At 71.0% G+C, this 25,250-nt stretch carries 3 protein-coding genes (1 of these 3 only partly in view); all 3 read left to right on the top strand.

Going from position 1 to position 25,250, the window contains the following annotated elements; genetic code table 11:
- Tightly spaced (each overlapping or abutting the next), the 3 genes in view from ABD793_RS14590 to ABD793_RS14580 form a layout consistent with a single transcriptional unit that may run on beyond the window.
- On the top strand, positions 1-5,527 hold the end of the coding sequence (locus ABD793_RS14590; RefSeq protein ID WP_344859904.1) for an amino acid adenylation domain-containing protein. It extends 12,497 nt beyond the left edge of the window; the window shows 5,527 of its 18,024 coding nt (coding positions 12,498-18,024); the start codon falls outside the window, past its left edge; it ends in the stop codon at positions 5,525-5,527.
- Positions 5,524-13,242 carry an amino acid adenylation domain-containing protein gene (locus ABD793_RS14585; protein WP_344859901.1) on the top strand — a complete coding sequence of 2,573 codons (7,719 nt, stop codon included), beginning with the start codon at positions 5,524-5,526 and terminating at the stop codon, positions 13,240-13,242. Before ABD793_RS14590 ends, ABD793_RS14585 begins: the two co-directional genes overlap by 4 nt.
- Positions 13,239-25,250, top strand: a complete 12,012-nt coding sequence (locus tag ABD793_RS14580) for a non-ribosomal peptide synthetase (RefSeq protein ID WP_344859898.1) — start codon at positions 13,239-13,241, stop codon at positions 25,248-25,250. The genes ABD793_RS14585 and ABD793_RS14580 overlap by 4 nt, the downstream gene beginning before the upstream one ends.

Below are 25,250 nucleotides of genomic sequence, written 5' to 3'. Positions count from 1 at the left end.
CCTGGTGGTACCGGACACCGCAGAACCGGCACTCCGCCGAGTCGAATCCGCCGGTGCGGACCTGACGGAACTGGTCGCCGCCGAACACACCACCGCACTGTCCGAATTGGACCCGGCGGCCGGTGCGATGATCCGGTTCGTCTGGCTCGATCGGGGTGCGCAACCCGGGCGGCTGCTCATGGTCGCGCACCACCTGGTCGTGGACGGTGTTTCCTGGCGGATTCTGCTCGGCGACCTGGCGGACGCGGCCGCAGCCGATGCGCTCGCACCCGTGCCGGTGTCCTATCGCGAATGGGCGGAGTCCCTGTCCCGCCTGGACTTCTCCGCGGAGCTGCCGTTCTGGCTCGACCAGGTCGGGTCGGAAGAACCGCTGGGACGGCGGCCGCTCGACCCGGCAAGGGACACCACCGACACTGTCGAGCACCTGTGGCGGGAGCTGACCGCCGAACGAACCACCGAGGTACTGACCACGGTCCCGACGGCATGGCACGCGCGGCTGCCGGAAGTGCTGCTGTCCGCGTTGGCTCTCGCTGTTGCGCAATGGCGGGGCGGCGACGCACCGGTGCGGATTGCCGTCGAGGGACACGGACGAGACGGCGAACTCGACCTCACCCGGACGGTGGGCTGGTTCACCAGCCTGTACCCGGTGACTTTCGATCTGCAGGGGCTGGACGTCGCCCGCGTGGTCGACCGGGTCAAGGCGCGGCTGCGGGCGGTTCCCCACGGCGGCAGCGGGTTCGGTGTGCTGCGCTACCTGCACGAGGAACCGGGTTTGGCGACCGCACCACAGATCTCGTTCAACTACCTCGGCCGCGTCGGCGGCGGAACCGGGGCCGACTGGTCGCCCGCGCCGGAACCCGGGGCAGGCGACGGTGTGCCGGAAAGCCTTGCCGCCGCGGCGGTGCTCGACATCAACGCGTCCACAGTGGATACCCCGGCTGGTCCGGTGTTGCGGGTCCGCTGGTCCTATCCCGGCGCGCTGCTGACCGAAACCGAGGTGGCGCAGCTGGCCGATGGCTGGTTCGCCGCACTGGCGACCCTCGCCGAGGTGCCCGCCGGCCGTGGCCCGGCGGACTTCCCGATGGTGGCGTTGACCGACGACGAGGCGGCCGAACTGCATCCGGTGGTGCCGGAGCGGGCCGAGGTGTGGCCGTTGACGCCGTTGCAGCGCGGCCTGCTGTTTCACGCGCTGTTCGACGGCGAAGAGACTGTCGCGCCGGACGTCTACACCGTGCAGCTGGTGCTCTCCTTGCGTGGTCCGGTCGACGCCGAGCGGCTGCACGACGCGGCACGGGCGCTGACAGCCGCGCACCCGGCGTTGCGGACGACGTTCCGGCAGCTGGCTTCGGGCACCACGGTCGCGGTGATCCCGCCCCGGCCCGACCCCGGCTGGCGGACCGGTACCGCGACCGAGGCGGAGCTGGACCAGCTGCTCGCCGCCGACCGCGCCGAACGGTTCGACCCGGAAACCGGCCCGCTGTTGCGGTTCCTGCTCGTCACGCTGGGGCCGGACGAGCACCGGCTGGTGCTGACCAGCCACCACCTGATCACCGACGGCTGGTCGAACCCGCTCATCGTGGGCGAGCTGCTCAGCCGTTACGCAGGCGAATCGGTCCCGCCGCGCCGGCCTTACCACGACTACCTCGGGTGGCTCGCCGGTCAGGACACCGACGCGGTTCGCGAGGCGTGGGCGCAAGCGTTTGCGGGCCTGGCTTCGCCCACCCTGCTGGCCGCCCCGGACCCGGCCCGTCCGCCGGAGGTGCCCGCGGAGACCGAGCTGACGGTCCCGGACACCACGGCGCTGACCGCCCTCGCCCGGCAGTGCGGGGTCACGCTCAGCACCGTGCTGCAGGCGGCCTGGGCGCTGGCCCTCGGCAGGCTGACCGGGACCACGGACGTCGTGTTCGGCACCGTCGTGTCCGGGCGGCCCGGTGAACTCGCCGGGGTCGAGTCGATGATCGGGCTGTTCGTGAACACGGTGCCGGTGCGGATCCGGCTCGGTGAACGCGACACGGCCGCCGAACTGCTCGGCCGGGTGCACCGCGAACAGGCCGGACTGCTTGCGCACCAGCATCTCGGCCTCGGCGACATCCAGCGTGCGGCGGGCATCGGCGAGCTGTTCGACACCCTGCTGGTGGTGGAGAACTACCCGGTCGACCCGGCCGCCGGACGCAGCGCGGCCGGGCTGTCCGTGTCCGGTGTGACCGGTCAGGACGCCACGCACTATCCGGTCAGTGTGCTCGTCGCCCCGAGCGGAGCCGGTCTGCGGATCCTGGTGAAACACCGGCTCGACCTGGTCCCGCCGGAGCAGGCCCGGTTCCTCGCCGACAGCCTGCGCGTGGTGCTCGGCCATTTCGTCGCCGGTACGCCGGTGCGGGACATCGTGCTCGACGCGCCCGCCGAGACTCGCGGGCCGGAGCTGGCTGTGCCGCAGACCGGGTTGGCGCAACTGCTCGCCGAGCGTGTGCGGACCCAGCCCGACGACGTCGCGCTCGTCTCCGGTGAGGAACGGCTGAGCTACGCGGAGCTGGACCGCCGGGCGCGCGAGGTGGCCGCTCGTCTGGCCGTTCGGGGCGTCGGGCCGGAAAAGCTCGTCGCGCTGCTGTTGCCTCGTTCGGCGGACTACGTGATCGCGGTGTTCGCGGTGGCGATGACCGGTGCGGCGTTCCTGCCGGTCGATCCGGACTACCCGGCCGAACGGGTCGAATTCATGCTGTCCGATGCCGCGCCCGCACTGGTGGTGACCACCGGGGAAATGCCGTCGACCGTTCCGGTGCTGCGGATGACCGACGACGAGCCGGCACCTCCGTTGCCGGATCGCCCGCTTCCGGCACCGGATGCACTGGCCTACGTCGTCTACACCTCCGGCTCGACCGGACGGCCCAAGGGCGTTGCGGTCCCGGTGGGCGCGTTGGCGAACCTGTACGCCGGACATCACCGGACGCTGTTCGCGCGGGCCGGTGCCGGACGGCTGCGTGTCGCGCATCTGGCGTCGTTCTCCTTTGATGCGGCGATAAACCCGCTGCTGTGGATGCTCGCCGGGCACGAACTGCACCTGATCGGTGAGATCGAGCGCCGGGACCCGGAGCTGCTCGCGGCCGCGTTTGCCGAACACCGCATCGACGTGTTCCAGGCAACGCCGTCGCAGGTCGAACCCTTGCTGGACACCGGTTTGCTGGAGAACGGACGGTATCGCCCGAGGTTGATCGCGTTCGGCGGGGAAGCGCTGCCGACCGCGTTGTGGGACCGGGTGGCGGCCTCGGACACCACCGGCGTGAACCTCTACGGTCCGGCGGAGTCCACAGTGGATGTCCTCAGTGCCAGGGCCGGCGACGGCGAGGTGCCGGTCCTCGGCGGGCCGGTGCCGAACGTTCGCGTGCTGCTGCTCGATTCCGGGCTGCGGCCGGTGCCCGACGGCGTACCGGGGGAGATCTACCTCGGCGGCGCGCAGCTGGCTCGGGGTTACCTCGGCAGGCCGGCGCTGACTGCGGAACGGTTCGTGGCCGCACCGGACGGGGCTCGCCTGTACCGCACCGGCGACCTCGCCCGGCGGACCGCGAACGGCGCACTGGAATTCCTCGGCCGCGCCGACCGGCAGGTCAAGATCCGCGGTTTCCGCATCGAGCCGGGAGAGGTGGAAGCCGTGCTCGCCGAACATCCGGCGGTCGCCCGGTGTGCGGTGGTGCCGCGGGAGGACGTGCCCGGCGTCCGGCGGCTGGTCGCCTACGTCGTACCGGCAGGTGCGCCGGACTCCGCCGAACTGCGGGAGCACCTCACCCGCCTGTTGCCGTCCTACCTGGTGCCCGCGGTGTTCACCGAACTGCCGGAGCTGCCGATCGGGCCGAACGGCAAGCTCGACCTCGCCCGGCTGCCGGAACCGGACCAGTCCGCCGCTGCCGGGGGAGCGCTGCCGCGGGACGAGCGCGAACGCGTGCTGACCGAGCTGTTCGCCGATCTGCTCAAGGTGCCCGGTGCCGGGGTGCACGACGGATTCGTGCCGCTGGGCGGGGACAGCATCCTGGCCATCCAGCTGGTCGCCCGTGCCCGCGCGGCCGGGCTGCGCATCACGCCGCGTCAGGTGTTCGAGCGCAGCACACCCGCCGAACTCGCCGCAGTGGCCACCGCGACCGGCGGCACGCACACCGACGACCGGGAGGCGGTCGGTTCGGCCCCGCTGACTCCGATCATGCTGCGGCTGCTCGACCGTGGCGGGCCGATCACCCGCTTCTGCCAGTCGATGCTCGTGCGCCTGCCCGCCGGGATCGACCACAGTGGACTGACTGCGGTGCTGCAATCCGTGCTGGAACGGCACGATGTCCTGCGGGCGCGGCTCGAGGAGAACAAGCTGCGGATCGACCCGGCACACCCTGGCTCGGCCGCCGGCCTCCTCGAGGTGGTGTCCACTCCGGACGAACCGGACGTCGAGGTGGCACGGGCCGCCGCGTACCTCGATCCCGAGGGCGGGGTGCCGGCCCGGTTCGCCCGGCTCGGCGACGACCGGCTGCTGATCGTCTTGCACCACCTGGTGGTCGACGCCGTCTCATGGCGCATCCTGCTCGGTGACCTGGCGGCTGCTTGGCCGGCGGTGCACGATGGACGGACGCCGGTGCTCGATCCGGTACCCACGTCGTGGCGGCGCTGGGCGGGCCTGCTCACCACCGAAGCAACCCGGCGATCCGGCGAACTCGAACACTGGACGAGCACGCTGCGCGGCCACGAGCCGAAGCGGCTCGACCCGCACCGCGACACCATGGGTACCGCCCGGACGTTGACTCGCAGCATGTCTTCGGCACGCACCGAAGCACTGCTCGGCACGGTCACCGAGGCATTCCACGCCCGCGTGCACGAGGTCCTGCTGGCCGGTCTGGTCCTCGCGCTCGACCGGGAATCCGTGGTGGTGGAGGTGGAGGGGCACGGCCGGACGGCTGATCTGGACGCCGACCTGTCCCGCACGGTCGGCTGGTTCACCTCCGCGCATCCGGTCCGGTTCGACCTCTCCGGACTCGACCTGCCCGCCGCCCGCTCCGGCGGGGCGGACGCGGGGCAGGCGTTGAAACGGGTCAAGGAAACGGTCCGCGCCGTGCCCGGTGAGGGGATCGGCTACGGCCTGCTGCGGTACCTGAACCCACGGACCTCCGCTGCGCTGGGCAGGCTGCCCGGCGCCGGAATCACCTTCAACTACCTGGGCCGCAGCGACACCACGGCGGCGCCGGACGAGCCGTGGGCACCGCTCTCGGCCGGGCTCGGCGGTACCGCGGACCCCGAGCTGGCGCTGGCGAGCGGTTTGACGGTCAACCTGTCCGTGCTGCCGGGGCCGGAACTTTCCGTGCACTGGGTCTACGCGCCCGCGCTGTGGGGCGCGGGCGAAATCGATGCGCTCACCGAACGCTGGTTCGCCGCGCTCGACGGATTCACCGCGCACGCCGCGGGCGAGGACGCGGGCGGGCACACCCCGTCCGATCTGCCGTTGGTGTCGCTGAGCCAGGACCAGATCGATCTGCTCGAAACGACTTGGAGGACCCGGTGACCACGCGGTCGCGCATCGAGGACGTCCTGCCCGCGGCACCCCTGCAGCAGGGCCTGCTCTTCCACACGATGTACTCCGAAGCCGGCCCCGACCGCTACACCGTGCAGCTCACCCTGGACCTGCGCGGCAGGCTGGACGCCGCGCGGTTGCGGGCGGCCGCCGCCGCGCTGCTGCGCAGGCACCCCAACCTGCGTGCCGCGTTCTGGCACGAGGGGATCGACCAGATCGTGCAGGTCGTGCCCGCCGAGGTGGAACCGGAGTGGCACGAGGTCGATCTGAGCGACCGGCCGCCCGGCGAGCTGACTCGACTGTCCGAAGCGGACCGGGAACGCCGGTTCGACCCCGGTACCCCGCCGTTGCTGCGGTTCACCCTGGTCCGGCTGTCCGATGTGGAGCACCGGCTGCTGCTGACCCATCACCACCTGCTGCTGGACGGCTGGTCGGTGCCGCTGGTGGTGCGTGAACTCCTTGCTCTCTACGGCGACGAGGACGCGTTGCCCACTCCGCGCCCGTACCGCGACTACCTGGCGTGGCTGACCAAACAGGACAACGACGCAGCCCGCAAGGCCTGGCGCGATGCACTGTCCGGAGTGGATGGTCCGACGCTGCTGGCCGGCGGAAGTACCGCAGAGACCGGTGCTGCGCCACAACGGCACGACACCGTATTGGACCCCGCGACCACCGAGGCGCTCGTCCGGCTCGCCCGGCAGCAGGGCGTCACGCTCGGAAACCTGCTCTACACCGCGTGGGCGGTGGTGCTCGGTGCGTCGACCGATCGCGACGATGTGGTCTTCGGTGGCGTGGTCTCCGGTCGTCCGACCGATCTGGCCGGGGTCGAATCGATGATCGGGCTGTTCGTCAACACGATTCCGGTACGCGTCCGGATCCGGCCCGGCGAGCCGGTCACCACGTTGCTGCGCCGGGTGCAGGCCGAGCAGAACGCAGTGCTCGAGCACCACCACGTCAGCCTGGCCGAGATCCAGCGGGACGCGGGCGCCGGGACGCTGTTCGACACGCTCGTGGTGATCGAGAACTACCCGGTCGACCCGGATTCGATCGAGACCGCCGGTGCCGGTGCCGGGCTCCGGCTCGCCGGCATCACCGGCAGCGACGCCACGCATTATCCGGTCACCCTGATCGCCCAGCCCGGTCCGGAGCTGAAACTGGGCCTGCTCTACCTGCCCGGCCACCGCACCGCCGGGCAGATGAGCACGCTCGCGGCCCGGCTCGTGCGGCTGCTCACCCGGATCGCCGCGCACCCGGACCGGCCGCCGGCCGCGTTCGACCTGCTCAGCGATGGTGAACGAGCCCAGCTGACGCGATCGCCCTCGGCTGACGGACGAGTGGCGACGGTGCCGGAACGCATCCGTGCGCACGTCGTGGAAACCCCGGACGCGCTCGCGGTGTCCGACGCCGACGGGTCGTTGACCTACGCCGAACTCGACGCTCGCTCGGCCCAGCTCGCCGCCGCGCTGACCGCGAGCGGAACCGGGCGTGGGGACCTGGTCGGCGTGGTGCTGCCGCGGGGCACGGGCACCGTCGTCGCCCTGCTCGCGGTGCTTCGCGCCGGTGCGGCCTACTTGCCGATCGATCCGGACTACCCGGCCGACCGCATCGCCGGCACACTCGTCGACGCGCGGCCGGTGACCGTGGTGACTGACCGGGCCACCGAGCACGTGCTGCCCGCGGGCACCGATCGTGTCCTGACCGACACCGTGGCCGAGTTACGCGGCGAGGTCGACCCGTACGGCGGGGTCGAGGTCGACCCTGCTGATGCGGCCTATGTCATCTACACCTCCGGCTCGACCGGCAGGCCGAAGGGCGTGGTCGTCACCCACCGCAATGTCGCGCGGCTGCTCGACACCACGCGTGAGCTGTTCCGGTTCGGCCCACCGGACACCTGGACCTGGTTCCATTCCACGGCTTTCGACTTCTCGGTGTGGGAGATCTGGGGCGCGCTGTGCCACGGTGGCCGGCTGGTCGTGGTTCCGGACGAGGTGCGTCGGTCGCCGCGCGAGTTGCTCGGGTTGCTCGCGCGCGAGCGGGTCACCGTGCTGAACCAGACCCCGTCCGCGTTCGCCGCGCTGTGCCGGGCCGACGACGAGGAACCCGAACCGGGACTCGTGCTGCGGCAGGTGATCTTCGGCGGCGAAGCACTCGACGAAACCGTGCTGCGAGCGTGGTTCCTCCGGCACCCGGGTACCTCGATGGCCAACATGTACGGGATCACCGAGACCACCGTGCACGTCAGTCACACCGAACTGCAGCCCGGCCGCGCTTCGGGTATCGGCACGGCGCTGCCGGATCTGCGGATGTATCTGCTGGATCACGCATTGCGGCCGGTGCCGTCCGGCGTGCCGGGGGAGATTTACGTCGGCGGCCCCGGGGTCGCGCGTGGATACCTCGGACAGCCCGGCTTGACTGCGCAACGGTTCGTTGCGGACCCGTTCGGCCCGCCCGGAGCCCGGCTGTACCGAAGCGGCGACCGGGCGGTCGCGCGGCCGGACGGCGTGCTCGACTACCTCGGCCGTGCCGACCAGCAGGTCCAGATCCGCGGCTTCCGCATCGAACCGGGCGAAGTGCGTGCGGTACTTGCCGAGCACCCCGAGGTGTCCGCGGCCGAGGTACTGGCCCGCCCCGGCCCGGACGGCACGCTCCGGCTGGTCGGCTACTACGTCCCGGCCGGCGCGGATGTGGTGCGGGCGGCTGCCGGTCCGGATGAATCACGTCGTGCATCCGGCGGTTCGGCTGCGTCGCGGGACGGCGCTGCCGGCCGGGCGGAGCTGCATTCCCCGCCGGTCGATCCGGACGGGCTGCGTGCGCACCTTGCAGACCGGTTGCCCGCGCATCTGGTACCTGCCCTGCTGCTGCCGGTGGACGAGTTTCCGTTGACTCGCAACGGGAAGCTCGACGTCGCCGGGTTGCCCGAACCGGCTGCGCCGGCGCGGGGCGGGCGGGCTCCGAACGGGCCTGCCGAGGAACTGGTCGCCGCGGCGGTCGCCGAGGTCCTGCAGCTGCCCGAGGTCGGTGCGGAGGACGACTTCTTCGCGCTGGGCGGGCATTCCCTGCTGGCGATCCGGCTGGTCTCGCGGCTGCGGAAGAGGCTCGGCGCGGACATCAGCATGCGCGCGGTGTTCGATCACCCCACGGTGTCCGGACTGGCCTCGCTCGCCGGCGGCCCGGCCGGTCGCCGTCCCGCCTTGACACCGCGGAAACGACCCGAATCGCTCCCGTTGTCGTTCGCGCAGCAGCGGTTGTGGTTCCTGGACCGGTTGCACGGACTCGGATCCGGGTACACCATTCCGTTCGCGGCGCGGCTGCATGGCGAACTGGACGTGTCCGCATTTCGCGCGGCGCTCGCGGATGTCGTGGCCCGCCACGAAACCCTGCGCACAGTGTTCGGCGAGCACGATGGGAAGCCCTTCCAGCGGGTACTGGAAGCCGGCAACCCCGAAGTGCACACGGCTGACCTCGCATCCGGTGACCTGCCCGGCCGGCTCCAGGAAATTGCCGGGTACGAATTCGATCTGTTCGCGGAGATCCCGATCCGCGCGTGGGTGCTGCGGATTTCCGCGGACGAGTGCGTCGTGGTGGTGCTGGTGCATCACATCGCCGCCGACGAGTGGTCTGCGGGCCCGCTGCTGGGTGATCTGGCGGCGGCCTACGGTGCGCGGGCCTCCGGCGTTGTCCCGGACCTGCCGGCGCTGCCGGTGCAGTACGCCGATTACGCGCTGTGGCAACGGGAATTACTCGGCGGTGAGGACGATCCGGACAGTCCACTGGGGACGCAGGTACGGTATTGGCGGGAGGCGCTGACCGATCTGCCCGCGGAGACGGCGTTGCCGTTCGACCATCCGCGTCCGGCGGTTTCGGACAACCGTGGTGACACGGTGGATTTCAGCCTCGATCGGGAGACTTACCTGGCGTTGCAGGAGTTCGCCGCGGCCGCCGGGGTGACGGTGTTCATGGTGCTGCAGGCCGGGGTGGCCGGTCTGCTGTCGCGATCGGGCGCCGGTGCGGATGTTCCGCTCGGCTCGCCGGTGGCCGGCCGGGGCGATGCCGCGCTCGAGGAACTGGTCGGGTTCTTCGTGAACACGGTGGTGCTGCGGGCCGACGTCTCGGGCGATCCTTCGTTGCGGGAGCTGGTGTCCCGGGTCCGGGAGACGAACCTCGGCGCGTTCGCCAACCAGGACGTGCCGTTCGAGCGGCTGGTCGAGCTGGTCAACCCGGAGCGGTCGCTGTCGCGACATCCGCTGTTCCAGGTGATGGTGCTCTACCAACGTCGTGACGCCGGCCTGCCCGGCCTGCCCGGCCTGCGCAGTGCGCCGGAGCCGATCCGCCAGCAGACCGCGAAGTTCGACCTGACCTTCGCATTCGCCGAAGATCCGGGCACCGGACTGTCCGGGTCGATCACCTACCGCACCGATTTGTTCGACCGGGCCACGGTGACCTCGGCCGCACGCAGGCTCCGGCGCCTGTTCGACGGTTGGGTCGGTGCGCCGGAGACCGCGCTCGGCGACGTCGACCTGTTCGACGAGACCGAGCGCGTCGCACTGACCGAACGCTGGAACGCGACCTCCGCCGAGGTCCCGGCGACGACGCTGGCCCAGCTGTTCGCCGACCAGGCCGGCCGGAGCCCGAACGAGACCGCGCTCGTGGCCGGCGCCGATCGGCTCAGCTACGCCGAACTGGACGCCAGGGTCGAAAAGCTGGCCGGATCCTTATGTGGTCACGGGGTGGGGCCGGACGTCGTCGTCGCGGTTGCCGTTCCCCGCTCGGTCGAACTGGTGCTCGCACTGCTCGCCATTCACCGTGCCGGTGGCGCGTACCTGCCGATCGATCCGGACCATCCGGCCGCGCGCAACGAATACCTGCTCGCCGACGCCCGCCCTGCGCTGCTACTGACCACAGTGGACATCACTGCCCCGGTGCCGGTCCACCGGTTCACCGCCGACGGTGTGCTCGACGCCCGGGGGACCGAGACGACGGCAGCCGATCCACGGCCGGGGAATTCCGCGTACGTCATCTACACCTCCGGCTCCACGGGTAAGCCGAAGGGGACGGTCGTCTCCCATCAGGCGATCGTCAACCGGCTGTGCTGGATGCAGGACACGTTCGGCCTCACTGCCGGCGAAGCGGTACTGCAGAAGACTCCGTCCGGTTTCGACGTCTCGGTGTGGGAGTTCTTCTGGCCGCTGATCACCGGCGCGACCCTGGTTCTCGCCGAACCCGGTGGCCACCGCGACCCGGCATACCTGGCGAAGCTCATCCAGGACGAACGGATCACCACCGTCCACTTCGTACCTTCCATGCTGCGGGCTTTTGTCGCGGATCCGGCCGCTGCGCGGTGTGCCACGCTGCGGCGGGTGTTGTGCAGTGGGGAAGCGCTGCCGCGCGAGCTCGCCGACCGGACGCTGTCCACCTTGGACGCCGAGCTGCACAACCTCTACGGCCCCACCGAATGCGCAGTCGACGTCACCTGGACCCGGGTGCACCCCGGCGGGCGGACGGTGCCGATCGGATCTCCGGTCTGGAACACCACCTGTCACGTGCTGGACAGCCGCCTGCGGCCGGTACCGCCCGGCGTGCCGGGGGAGCTGTACCTCGGCGGCGTGCAGCTGGCCCGTGGTTATCTGGCTCGGCCCGCGCTCACGGCGAGCCGGTTCGTCGCCGCCCCTGACGGTGCCCGGCTCTACCGGAGCGGTGACCGGGCGCGGTGGAGCGCCGACGGGCAGCTGGAATTCCTCGGCCGGGTCGACGACCAGGTGAAGATCCGCGGCCAGCGCATCGAACTCGGTGAGATCGAAGCCGTGCTCGCCACGCATCCGGATGTCGGCGCGGCCGCCACTGCGGTGTGGGACGGGCGGATCGCGGCCTACGTCGTGGCCCGGTCCGGAGCCGATCCGGCGGAAGCCGAGTTGCTCGCGCACGCGGCGGCGACGTTGCCGGACTACCTGGTCCCGGCGCTCGTCCTGCCGGTCGACGAGTTCCCGTTGAGCCCCAACGGCAAGCTCGCCCGTGGCCGGCTTCCCGAACCCGATTTCAGCGCTCGCGCCGGAAGCCAGGCACCGCGCACCCTACAGGAAAGTATCTTTGTCGACTTGTTCGCGGAGCTGTTGAGGCTGCCCACAGCCGGTGCGGAGGACAGCTTCTTCTCGCTGGGCGGGGACAGCATTCTGTCCCTGCAGCTGGTGAGCCGTGCTCGGGACGCGGGCCTGGTCGTGACGCCGCGGCAGGTGTTCGAACGGCAGACCCCGGCCGGACTGGCGGAGGTCGCCGAGGTGGCGACAGTGCCCGCCGCGGGGGAGCCGGAGAAGACCTTCACCGACCTGCCGCTGACCCCGATCATGCTGGAACTCCTCGGCCGGGGCGGGGATCTCCGCAGGTTCGCGCAGCACCGTCTGCTGACCACCCCGCCCGGCCTGTGCCACGCCGACCTCGTGCACCTGCTCAGCGTGCTGCGGGAGCGGCACCCGATGCTGAACACCCGGCTCGACCGTAGCGCCGGGAAGCTCGTGCCCGGCAACGGCACACCGGCGATCACCGTCACCGGACCCCGTGCTCCGGACGGGATTTCGCGTGCGCTGGCGGAATCGGTTGCCTGGCTCGATCCCGAGCGTGGGCAGATGCTCGCCGCGGTGTGGTTCGACGGCGGTGGGGAACGGCCCGGCCGGCTGCTGCTGGTCGCGCACCATCTGGTGGTGGACGGGGTGTCCTGGCGCATCCTGATCGACGAGCTGAATCGTGCCTGGCGCGAGTCGGACGGTCCGGCGACGGGCAGCACACCGATGCCGGGATGGGCCCGCGAACTGGTGTCGCGGAGCGGGGAGCTGACCGGTGAACTGGACCTGTGGCGGCGAGTCCTGGACGGTCCGGATCCGTTGCTCGGCACCAGGGCGCTGAGCCGGCAGGACACCATGGACTCGGTGTCGCACCTGGTCACTTCGGTGCCCGCGGACGTGACCGAGCACCTGCTGAGCACCGTGCCGTCGGCGTTCCACGCCCGCACCGACGACGTGCTGCTGACCGCGCTCGCCCTCGCGCTGAGCATCCGGCGCCGTACACCGGGGACGCTGATCGCATTGGAAGGGCACGGCCGGGAGGACCACCTGGTACCCGGCGCAGACCTGTCCCGCACCGTCGGCTGGTTCACCAGCCTGTATCCGGTGCGGCTCGATTTGTCCGGGATCGACGTGCCCGCGGCGATGCGTGCGGAGCCCGCCGCCGGACAAGCGGTCAAACGGATCAAGGAAGACCTGCGTGCACTGCCGGGCAACGGCACCGGGTTCGGTGTGCTCCGGTATCTGGAAGAGTCCACTGTGGAGGTTCTCGCCGGATTCCCGGAACCGCAGATCGGCTTCAACTACCACGGCCGGGTCGGCACCGGAACCGGTGCCGACAGCGGATTCGCGGTGGCTCCGGAGAGCGCTCAGCTCACCCCGCCGGTCGCGTCCGGGCTGCCCGCCCCGCGGGTGCTGGACCTCAACTCGTCCGTTGTGGACGGTGAGCTGCGGATCAGCTGGTCCTGGGTGCACACCCTGCTCGACGAAAGTGCAGTGCGGGAAATCGCCCGGCAGTTCGAAGCCGCGCTCGAGGCGCTGGTTTCGCACGTCGAAGGCGGTACGGCCGGCGGGCACACGCCCTCCGATGTGGATCTTCTCGATCTGGACCAGGACGAGATCGACGAACTCGAAGCGGAATGGGGGACACCATGAGTGCCGACCGGGGACTCGAGGACATCCTGCCGCTGTCACCGCTGCAGGAGGGACTGCTTTTCCACTCCGACGAGGCCGCCTCGGCGGGTAAGCCGGACCCGTACACCGTGCACCTGGCCGTGGAGCTGGCGGGTGAAATAGCCGAGCACCGGCTCCGGGACGCGGCCGCCCGCCTGCTGGCCCGGCACACCGCGCTGCGCTCGTGCTTCCGCCGCCGGAAGAACGGCGAGCCGGTGCAGCTGGTGGTACGCACCGTGCAGCCGGAGTGGCGTTTCCACGACCTGACCACTGCCGGGGCGGACGGTACGGCCGCCGGGATGGGCGAGGCCGGGGCAGCGGCGATCGCTGCGGGGCCGGGGGAAACCGCGGCCGATCAAGCGGCGGCGCGGATTGCCGAGGTTGCCGAGGCGATCGCGGCCGGGGAGCGGGTGCGGCCGTTCGATCTGAGCCGTCCGCCGCTGGTGCGGTTCACCTTGCTGCGACTGGGTCCGGCCAGGTACCGGTTGCTGGTCACGCATCACCACATCGTGCTGGACGGCTGGTCGTTGCCGCTGGTCGTCCGGGAGCTGCTCGCGCTCTACGCGGGTGCGGAAGCCGGCCTGCCCCGCGCCCGGCCGTATCGGGATTACCTGGCGTGGCTGGCAAAACAGGACACCGGCAAGGCGGTCGTCTCGTGGCGAGCCGCACTCGAAGGGGTCGAGGAGCCGACGTTGCTCGGCACCGGGCCCACCGGCGAAGGCGCACCGGTCGAGATCACCGCTGAGCTCGACGAGGCCGAAACCGCGCAGTTGACCGCATACGCGCGTTCGCAGCGGCTCACCCTGGCCGGCGTCGCACAGGCTGCGTGGGCGCTGGTCCTCGGCCGGCTGACCGGCCGCACCGACGTGGTGTTCGGCAGTACCGTGTCCGGTCGTCCACCGCAGCTGCGGGGCAGCGAAACCATGCCGGGACTGTTCGTCACGACGGTGCCGGCGCGCTTCCGGATCCCGGCGGCGGAGAGCTTCCTCGAACTCTGCCTGCGCTCGCAGGCCGAGCAGGCCGAGCTGATCGAGCACCAGCACCTCGGTCTCGCCCGCATCCAGCAGGAGACCGGGCACGGTGAGCTGTTCGACACGCTGTTCGTGGTCGAGAACTACCCGCTGGAACAGGCATCCGCCGAACGAACGGAAATCACTGTCACCGGCAGTTCCGGCCAGGACGCCACGCACTACCCGCTCACGGTCCTCGTCATTCCCGGCCCGCGGCTCCGGCTGCGGGCGAAGTACCAGCCGGGCCGGCTGAGCGAGGAACGCGCACGGGCCGCGGTCAACGGTCTGCGTGCGGTGCTCGTCGCGGCACTGTCCGAACCGCAGCGGCCCACCGGCGCCTTCGGGGTGCTCGAGACCGCGCAGCGGCAGGCGATGCTCCGGCAGAGCCGGGGCAAGCCGCTCGACCTCGACGAAACCACGGTGCGCGAGCTGTTCGCCGCCCAGGTACGGCGCACTCCGGACGCCCCGGCGGTGCAGCTGTCCGACGGGAACGCCTGGAGCTACGCCGAGCTCAAGACCCGGGCGGATCGGGTCGCGGCGGCACTCGCCGTACGGGGGATCGGCCCGGGTGACCTGGTCGCGCTCGCGTTGCCCCGGACTCCGGAGCTGGTCGCGGTCCTGCTGGGGGTACTGACTGCCGGTGCGGCTTACCTGCCGCTCGACCCGGCGCACCCGGCGGAACGGCGCACGTTCACCTTCGCCGACGCCCGCCCACGGCTGCTCATCACGGACCGGGACTTCACGGCCGAGGTACCCACGGTGTCGCCGCAGGACCTCGACTCGCCGGAACAGCCGCTTCAGTCGCGGCCGTTGCTTCCCGGGCACCCCGCCTACGTCATCTACACCTCCGGATCGACCGGTGTCCCGAAGGGCGTCGTCGTCAGCCAGCGCAATATGACCGGTCTCGCGGCTTGGGCGGCTGCCGAGTTCGGCCGGGACGGGCTCGGCCGGGTGCTGGCCGCGACGTCGCTGACCTTCGACGTCTCGGTCTTCGAGATCTTCGGCCCGTTGTTGTGCGGTGGGTCCCTCGAGCTGGTGCGCGATCTGCTCGAACTGCCCGAACAACCTCATCGCAGCTGGGAATTCGACTTGGTCAGCGGTGTTCCGTCAGTGGTGGACGCGCTGCTCGACGAGCCGTCCGTGCCGCTGCGCGCGCGTTCGGTGGTGCTCGCCGGCGAGGCCTTCCCCCGGGAGCTGTTCACGCGGCTGCGCGACCAGCTGCCCACGGCGCGGATCGGCAACATCTACGGTCCGACCGAAGCCACTGTCTACGCCACCGCGTGGTTCGGCGACGATCCCGAAGGTGCGCCGCCGATCGGCCGCCCGATCGACGGAGCCGGTGCCTACGTACTCGACGCTTCCCTGTCGCCGGTCCCGCCCGGCGTGGCCGGTGAGCTGTACCTCGGCGGGCACGGCGTGACCGACGGATACCTGCGTCGCCCGGGGTTGACCGCACAGCGGTTCGTGGCCGATCCGTTCGGTCCGCCGGGCGCCCGCCTGTACCGCACCGGTGATCTCGCACAGTGGACCGCGGACGGGCAGATCGAATACCTCGGCAGGCTGGACGACCAGGTCAAGATCCGTGGTTTCCGGGTCGAACTCGGCGAAGTGGAATCCGCACTGTTGAGCCATCCCGCGGTGCGCCGTGCGGCCGTCGTGCCGGACGGTGGTGGCGGGCTCACCGCTTTCGTCGTGCCGGACGGCCCGGTGACCGAACACGAGCTGCTGGACACGGTCGCGGAACACCTGCCGTCCTATATGGTCCCGTCCACAGTGGAGCAGCTGGACGAGCCGCCGCTGACCGCGAGCGGCAAGCTGGATCGAAAGGCGCTCGCCGCGCGGCCCAGAACGGCGGCAACGTCATCTGCGCCGCGAACCCCGCAGGAAGAAGTGCTGGCCGGACTGTTCGCCGAACTCCTCGGCCGGGACGAGGTCGGCATCGACGACGATTTCTTCGCCCTCGGCGGGCATTCACTGCTCGTGGTCCGGCTGATCGGCCGGATCCGTGCAGTGTTCGGAGTGGACCTTCCGGTGCGCGAGGTGTTCGACCACCCGAGCGTGGCCGCCTTGGCTGCCCGGCTCGACGAGGGTGCCGCGACGCGGCCGCCGTTGCGGGCGATGGACCGTCCGGAACAGATCCCGCTGTCCTACGCACAACAACGGCTGTGGTTCCTGGACCGGCTCGGCAACGCCGGACCCGCATACAACATCCCGCTCGTCGCACGGATGCGTGGCATGCTGGATGTCCCGGCATTGCGGATGGCGCTGGGCGATGTGGTCGCACGGCACGAAAGTCTCCGCACGATCTTCGCCGAATCCGGCGAAACTGCCCGTCAGGTGATCCTCGACGAGGCGCAACCGCAGCTCACCGAACAGGATTGCGAACCCGCTCGGCTGGCCGGCGCACTCGCCGAGGCGGTTCGGTACGAATTCGATCTGCCGAACGAGATCCCCGTTCGGGCATTCGTGTTCCGGCTGGCCGCCGAAGAATTCGTGGTAGCGGTGCTGGTCCATCACATCGCGGCCGATGAATGGTCGGCCGGGCCGTTGCTCGGCGATCTCGCCACGGCCTACGGCGCACGGGCATCCGGCGACGCTCCGAAGTGGGCTCCACTCCCGGTGCAGTACGCGGACTACGCGTTGTGGCAACGAGAACTGCTCGGTTCCGAGAGTGATCCGGCCAGTCTGCTGTCGGGTCAGACTTCCTACTGGCGCAAGACACTGGCCGAGCTGCCCGACGAGCTCGAGCTGCCGAGAGACCGGCCTCGTCCGGCCGTACCGACCTACGGCGGCGGTTCGGTGCCGCTCCGGTTTCCCGCCGAGGCGCACCGCCGGGCCCGCAAACTGGCGGCGGACGCCGGTGCGACGGTGTTCATGGTGCTGCAGGCCGGGGTGGCCGGTCTGCTGTCGCGGCTGGGTGCAGGCAACGACATTCCGCTCGGCTGCCCGGTGGCCGGCCGGGGAGACGCCGCGCTGGACGGCCTCGTCGGGTTCTTCGTGAACACGCTGGTGCTGCGCACGGACCTCTCCGGCGATCCGTCGTTGCGTTCGCTGGTTTCGCGGGTTCGCGAAGCGAATCTGGGTGCGTTCGCGAACCAGGACGTGCCGTTCGAGCGGCTGGTGGAGCTGGTGAACCCGGAGCGGTCGCTGTCGCGGCATCCGCTGTTCCAGGTCGGCGTCACCTACGAGCACCGGGCCCGGCCGCTGCCGGGGTTGCCAGGGCTGGCCGTAGCGCCGGTCGCCGCACACACCGGGGCCGCGAAGTTCGATCTCACGTTTTCGTTCGTGGAGACCGCGGACCGGGTCGAGGGCAGCCTGAACTACAGCACCGACCAGTTCGACCCGGCGACCGCCGAACGCATTGCCCGGAGCCTGAGCACCTTCCTCGGCCGGGCACTGACCGACCCGGCCGTCCCGTTGGGCCGCTGGGACGTCCTCGACGAGGATGAGCGGCAGGCTCTTCTCGTCCAGCGCAACGAGACCGCGTGCACCGTGCCGGAGCTGACCCTGCCCGCGCTTTTCGAGCAGATCGTCCGATCCGGACCCGACACGGCCGCGGTCGAACACCGCGACGGCGTGCTCAGCTACGCAGAACTCAACGCCGCAGCCAACCGGCTGGCCCGCGCGCTCGTGGCGCGTGGAATCGGCACGGAGGACACCGTTGCGGTCGCTCTGCCCAGGTCCGCAGACGCCGTGGTCGCCGCGCTGGCCACCATGAAAGCGGGCGGTTGCTACCTCCCGGTCGACCCCGGGTATCCCGCCGAGCGGATCAGTTACCTGCTCTGGGACGCCGAGCCCGCGGCGGTGCTCACCCTGGCCGGCACCGATCTGCCCGAGGTGGCACCGGCACTGATCCTGGACGATCCGGAGACGATGGCCTGGATCGCCACCCAGTCCGGCACCGACCTCACCGACGAAGACCGGCGCGGTCCGGTGCGGCCGGGCAATTCGGCGTACGTGATCTACACGTCCGGTTCGACCGGACGGCCCAAGGGTGTCGTGGTCACCCACCGTGGCGTGCCGAGCCTTGCCGAAACCATGCGGCGGGGGTTCGCGGCCGGACCGGGCGCACGGGTGCTGCAGTTCGCGTCGCTCAGCTTCGACACGGCCATGTGGGAGATCGGCATGGCCCTGCTGACCGGGGCGACGCTGGTGTTCGTGCCGGAGGAGGACCGGCTCGGCGACCGGCTGGCCGAGTTCGTCGGCGAGCGCGGGATCACCCACCTCACGCTGCCGCCCGCCGCGCTCGCCGCGATCACCGGCGGATTCGCGCACGAGACCACGCTGATCGTCGCCGGTGAGGCCTGTGGCCCGGATCTGGTGGACCGGTTCGCGGCCGCGCACCGGATGTTCAACTCCTACGGCCCGACCGAGACCACTGTGGACATCACGCTGAGCCGATGCCTTCCGCGGTCCGGGATGACGCGGGTGCCGATCGGGCTGCCGGTGGACAACACCGTCGTCTACGTGCTCGACGAATTCCTGCGCCCGGTCCCGCCAGGGGTCGTCGGTGAGCTGTACGCCGGTGGGCACGGCCTGGCGAGGGGCTACCTCGACCGTCCGGGCCTGACCGCAGGCCGGTTCGTGCCGGATCCCTTCGGCAATCCCGGTGCGCGCCTGTACCGGACCGGGGACCTGGTGCGCTGGAACAACTCCGGTGAGCTGGAGTACGTCGGCCGCTCCGACGGTCAGGTCAAGATCCGTGGTTTCCGCGTCGAACTCGGTGAGATCGAGGCGGTCCTGTCGCGGCATCCCGCCATCGGCAGCTGCGCAGTGATCGATCGCGAGGACACCCCCGGCGACCGTCGGCTGGCGGCGTACGCGGTGGCTTCGGCGCCGTGCGATCCCGCGGAGCTGCGTGCGCACCTGGCCGGCACGTTGCCCAGTCACCTCGTGCCCGCTTCGATCACCTTGCTCGACGCGCTACCGCTGACCCCACACGGAAAACTCGACCGCTCGGCGCTGCCCGCTCCGCGGTACGGCTCCGCGGAAAGCGGCGAAGCGGCCCGGGAGGGCATCGAGGAATTGCTGGCCGGTCTGTTCGGCGAGGTCCTCGGTATGCCCGCCCCCGGCGCGCGCGAGAGCTTCTTCGACCTCGGTGGCCATTCGCTGCTCGCGACCCGGTTGCTTTCCCGTATCCGCACGGTGCTTGGCCGTGAAATCCCGTTGCGGGAGCTGTTCGACAACCCCACGGTCGCCGGACTCGCCGGGGCACTCGGGGCGGCGGCAGAGCGTCGCCCGGCGGCGACCGCGATGGAGCGTCCGGACGAAATTCCCCTGTCGTTCGCGCAGCAACGCCTGTGGTTCTTCGATCGTCTGCACGGCCCGGACTCCACCTACAACATCCCGCTCGCCGCCCGGTTCTCCGGTCCGCTTGATCCGGATGCACTGCGGTCCGCGCTCACCGACCTGGTGCTCCGGCACGAAAGCCTGCGTACGGTATTCGAGGAAACCGGCGGGAACGCCCGGCAACGCGTGTTGCCCACAGTGGACCTCGAATGTGCACTCGAATCCATCGCCGAGGACGAGATTCGCGGCGCAGTACGGGAAGCAGCTCAGTACCGGTTTGCGCTCAGTGAAGAAATCCCACTCCGCGCCCGGCTTTTCCGGATCGCCGAAGACGATCATGTGCTCGTGCTGCTGGTCCACCACATCGCGTCCGACGAGTGGTCCACCGCACCGCTGCTGCGTGATCTCGGGTACGCCTACGAGTGCCGCAAGGCGGGCCGGGCGCCGGAGTTCACCCCGCTTCCGGTGCAATACGCGGACTACGCCTTATGGCAACGGGACCTGCTCGGTGACGAGCACGACGCGGACAGCCTGTTCGCCCGTCAGCTGGCGTTCTGGCGGAACGCTCTCGCCGACCTGCCGGAAGAGTTGCCGCTGCCGAGGGATCGGCCTCGTCCGGCGGTGGCCGACACCCGGGGTGCCGCGGAGCCGTTCGCTCTCGACGAGGACACGAGCAGGCGCCTGCGCGACCTCGCCGCGCAGTCCGGGGCGAGTCTGTTCATGGTGCTGCAAGCCGCGATCGCCGCGCTGCTGCGTGGTTTCGGTGCGGGCACGGACATTCCGCTCGGCGTTCCGGTCGCCGGACGCACTGACGAAGCTTTCGACGAGCTGGTCGGCTTCTTCGTGAACACGCTGGTGCACCGATGCGATGCCAGTGGCGATCCGGCGTTCACCGAACTCGTGCGCCGGGTCCGCGAAGGCAGCCTTGCGGCCTACGCCCACCAGGACGTGCCGTTCGAGCGTGTGGTGGAGGCGGTCGGTGCGGAACGTTCGCTGTCCCGGCATCCGCTGTTCCAGGTCATGGTCGTCCACCAGCACCGCGGCGAAGGACAGTTCGGCCTGCCCGGCCTGGAAACCGCCGCGGTGCCCGCGCCCGACGAGGTGGCACGCTTCGATCTGACGTTCATCTGCACCGACCACCGCGACGGCGTGATCACCGGCGCAGTCAACTACCGCACCGCACTCTTCGACGCGACCACCGCGCGGCGGCTCGCCCGCGCGATGGAACGGCTCTGCGTGGCCGTGGCGAACGCCCCGGACGTCCGGTTGAGCCGGATCGACTTGCTCGGCGGGGACGAGCGGAAGCGGCTGCTCGCCCTCGGTGACGGCGGGCCGATCGCGGAGCCGGCGACGTTCCCCGCCCTGTTCAGCGCGCAGGCCGGACGCTCCCCGGAGCATCCGGCACTGGTCTGCGATGACACGGAACTGACCTACGCCGAGCTGAGCGCCCGTGTCAACCGGCTGGCCCGTGCGCTGATCGACGCCGGGGCGGGACCGGACCGGGTGGTCGCGATCGTGCTGCCGCGGACCGCGGAGATGATCATCGCGATGCTGGCGGTGCTGCAGTCCGGCGGGGCCTATCTGCCGATCGATCCGGACTACCCGGACGAGCGGATCGCCACGATGCTCGCCGACGCCTCGCCGGTCGCGCTGGTGACCGTCGCGGAGCTGGCCGACCGGCCGGACGGCGGAATCCCCCGGCTCGTGCTCGACGGCGCCGGCCGGGACCGGATCGCCGGGTACCCGGCCGGCCCGGTCGGCGACGCGGACCGGCGTGGCCCGTTGCGGATCGAGCACGCGGCCTACGTGATCTACACCTCCGGTTCGACCGGCACGCCCAAGGGCGTGATCGTGCCGCACGAAGGCGTGGTCAAGCTGCGGGAGCTGCAGCAGCGCGTGTACCGGCCGGACCGGCGGACCCGGATGCTGCACTTCGTGTCCCTCAGCTTCGACCTGGCGTTCTGGCAGATGATGGTGCCGCTGGTTTCCGGTGGCACGCTCGTGCTGGCGACCGCCGACGTCCGGGTGCCGGGGGAGCAGTTCACCGAGTACCTGCGTCGGCACCGGGTGAACGTGGTCAACGTGCCACCGTCGTTCATCGGTGCGCTGCCCGCGGGTTGCGAGTTGCCGCCGGAGGCGACGCTGGCCGTCGGGGCCGAGCGGATGCCCGCCGAGCTGACCGAACGGTTCGCCGGGCGGCCGTTGATCAACTTCTACGGTCCGACCGAGGCCACGGTGAACTCGACCACCTGGGTGCGGAGTCCGGAGTGGACCCCGGGACCGGTGCCGATCGGCAGGCCGGACCCCGGCGTCACGGCGTATGTGCTCGACGAGTTCCTCCGCCCGGTTCCGGCCGGGGTCGCGGGGGAGCTGTACCTCGGCGGCGCCGGGCTGGCCCGTGGCTACCTCGGCCGCCCGGGGCTGAGCGCGACCAGGTTCGTGCCCGATCCGTTCGGTTCGCCCGGGACCCGGCTCTACCGCACCGGCGACCGGGTCCGCTGGCTCGACAGCGGCGACCTCGATTTCCTCGGCCGGGTCGACGACCAGGTGAAGATCCGCGGCTTCCGGATCGAACCGGGAGAGGTCGAAGCCGCACTCGCGGCGCGGGCAGGGGTGGCGCAGGCGGCCGTGCTGGTCCGCGAGGACCAGCCGGGCATCCGACGGCTCGCCGGGTACGTGGTGCCCGCCGAAGGGGCCACTGTGGACGGTGCTGCGCTGCGCCGGGAACTGGCCGCGGTGCTGCCGGACTACCTCGTCCCGGCGGCGATCGTAGTGCTGGAATCGTTGCCCGTCACCACGAACGGCAAGGTGGACCGTGCGGCGCTGCCCGCGCCCGACTTCACCGGACGGGAGGCGGGCCGTCCGCCCGCGCCGGGTGTGGAGCAGGTGCTGGCCGGGGTCTTCGCGGATCTCCTCGGCGTCGCTTCGGTGAGTGCCGACGACGACTTCTTCGCACTCGGCGGGGACAGCATCGTCTCGATCGGGCTCACCGGCCGCGCTCGGGAAGCCGGGTTGCGGATCACCCCGCGGCAGGTGTTCGAGGGCCGGACCGTGGCCGGTATTGCCGAACTGGCCGAGCCGGCCACGGCAGAGCCCAGTGCGGAACCGGCGGAAGCGGCACTCGGTCCGGTGGCACCGATGCCGATGGTGCGGCGGTTCGCCGAACGCGGACCGGTGCCTGCCCGGTTCGCGCAGTCGATGCTGTTGCGAGTCCCGGCCGGAGCGACCGCGGAACGACTGTGCCGTGTCCTGGACGCACTGCTGGAGCGGCACGACGTCCTGCGCGGCCGGCTGTCCGGTGACCGGATGGAGATCCGCCCGGTCGGCGCGGTCAGCGGCGCCGACGTGCTCACCGTCGCCGAACTCGACGGCGAAATCGCGGACCGCGCGCGGCAGGCGTTCGACCAGCTGTCGCCGGAACGGGGAGACCTGGTCCGCGCGGTCTGGTTCGACGGCGGGCCGGAGCGCCAGGGCCGGCTGTTGCTGGTCGTGCACCACATTGCGGTGGACGGGGTCTCCTGGCGCATCATCAGCGCAGATCTGGCCAGGGCCTGGGAAACGGACGCGGCGCTGCCTCGGGCAGGCACCTCGCTGCGCACCTGGGCGGCCGGGCTGGCCGAGAGCGCCATGCACCGGGACGCCGAACTCGTTCTGTGGCAAGGAATGCTCAGCGACGACGGGCTGGCAGGCGATTTCGGCGAGCGGGACCTCGATCCGGCGGTGGACACCGTCGCAACCATGGGCAGCCACTCGGTGACCCTGCCCGCGGACTACACCGAGCCGCTGCTCACCGACGTACCCGCGGCGTTCCACGCCGGGATCAACGACGTCCTTCTCGCCGCACTGGCGGTCGCGTTCGCCGCCTGGCGCCGCGGCCGGGGCGGTTTGGTCGTGGAGATGGAAGGGCACGGCCGGGAGGAGCAGGTCGTCCCCGGCGCGGATCTCGCACACACGGTCGGCTGGTTCACCAGCGTGTTCCCGGTCGCGGTCGAAGTCGCCGACAGCGAGATCGACGATGCGCTGAACGGTGGTCCCGCGCTGACCACGGTGGTGAAGCGGGCCAAGGAACGGTTGCGTGCGATCCCGGACGGCGGGATCGGCTTCGGCATGCTGCGGTACCTCCGTGGCGCTCTCGCCGAGCGTCGCGCGCCGCGGTTCGGTTTCAACTACCTCGGTCGCTTCGGCACCGCAGGCGGCGAGGAACCGTGGACGCCTGCGCCCGAGGCCGTCGCGCTCGGTGGCGCATTGGCCCCGGAAATGCCGCTGGAACACGTGCTGGAGCTGAACGCACTGACCCAGGACCGGGACAACGGGCCGGAGCTGGTCGCGCAGTGGTCGTTCGCCTCCGGCGTGCTCGCGGAGGACGAGGTCGCGGAAATCGCCGCGAAGTGGTTTGCCGTGCTGCGGAAACTGGTGGAGCACCGGAAGACCGACCGCGGACACAGCCCGGCGGACTTCCCGCTCGTCCCGCTCGCGCAGTCCGATGTGGACGATCTGGACGCCCGCTTCCCGGTCGCCGACATCTGGCCGCTCACCCCGTTCCAGCGGGAGCTGTTCGAACAGGCGGAGAGCGGACCCGCCGGGCATGCGGTCGGCACCATCCAGCTCGTGCTCGACCTCGAAGGAGACCTGGACCCGGCACGGTTGCGCGAAGCAGCAGTCGCGTTGGTGCGGCGACATCCGAACCTGCGCACGGCCTTCACCCGCACTGCGAGCGGTGTGCCGGTGGCTGTCGTGCACGCCGATCCGCCGGTGAAATGGCGGGAGGCCGACGACGCGGCGATCGGGGAACGTGGCCGGCCGGTCGCCCTCGACGAGGCCCCGCCTGTGCGGTTCGTGCTCGGCCGGGTCGGCCCGGTCCGGCATCGGCTGGTGCTCACCTCGCACCACCTGCTGCTCGACGGATGGTCCAGCTCCCTGGTGATCGCCGAGCTGTTGGCCGCTTACCGGGGTGAGCCGGTGCCGCGATCCCGGCCGTACCGCGATTTCCTGCAGTGGCGTGCCGGCCGGGACGGTGCCGAGCAGGCTTGGCGCAATCGGCTCGCCGGGCTGCCGGGGCCGACGCTGGTGGCTCCGGACGAGCCGCGAGCCCTGCGCAGCGAACCCGGCCAGCTGGCCCTCGAACTGACCGAAGACGCAACCGCCCGGCTCGTCGAGCGGGCCAGGGACGCCGGGGTCACGCTCAACACCGCGGTCCAGGCCGCGTGGGGAAGCTGGCTGGCGGAGCGGACCGGACGCAGCGACGTGGTCTTCGGCGCCGTGGTGTCCGGTCGTCCGGCGGACCTGCCGGGCGCCGAACGCACCCCGGGACTGTTCGTGAACACCGTGCCGGTGCGAGTGCGTTCCGCTTCGCTCACCGAACTGCATGACGCGCAGGTGGCCATGCTCGATCACCAGCACGCCGACGTTCGCCGGATCGCCGAGCTCACCGGGTACGAACGGCTCTTCGACACCGTCGTGGTGTTCGAGAACTTCCCGGCGGGCGGCGGGGCTGCCACGACCGAACCGGAACCACGAGTGGTGGGCGTCGGCGGCTGGGACAACATGCCGTACCCGCTCACCTTGTGGGTCACCCCGGGGCGTCGCGTGCACTTGCGGCTCGGCTACCGCGGTGACGTCTTCACCGCGGCGGAGGCGCGGGCGGTCCTCGACCGGCTCGGTGACCTGCTCGGGGAGCCACCGGTGGATTGA

Source organism: Amycolatopsis ultiminotia (assembly GCF_039536925.1).
Lineage (GTDB): Bacteria > Actinomycetota > Actinomycetes > Mycobacteriales > Pseudonocardiaceae > Amycolatopsis > Amycolatopsis ultiminotia.
The sequence above is the reverse complement of the archived record's forward strand: the minus strand, read 5'-3'. Positions and strand labels throughout refer to the sequence as shown.

Coding starts and splice junctions, on each gene's coding strand:
- ABD793_RS14580 (WP_344859898.1), top strand. CDS start 13,239: ATGAGTGCCGACCGGGGACTCGAGGACATCCTGCCGCTGTCACCGCTG.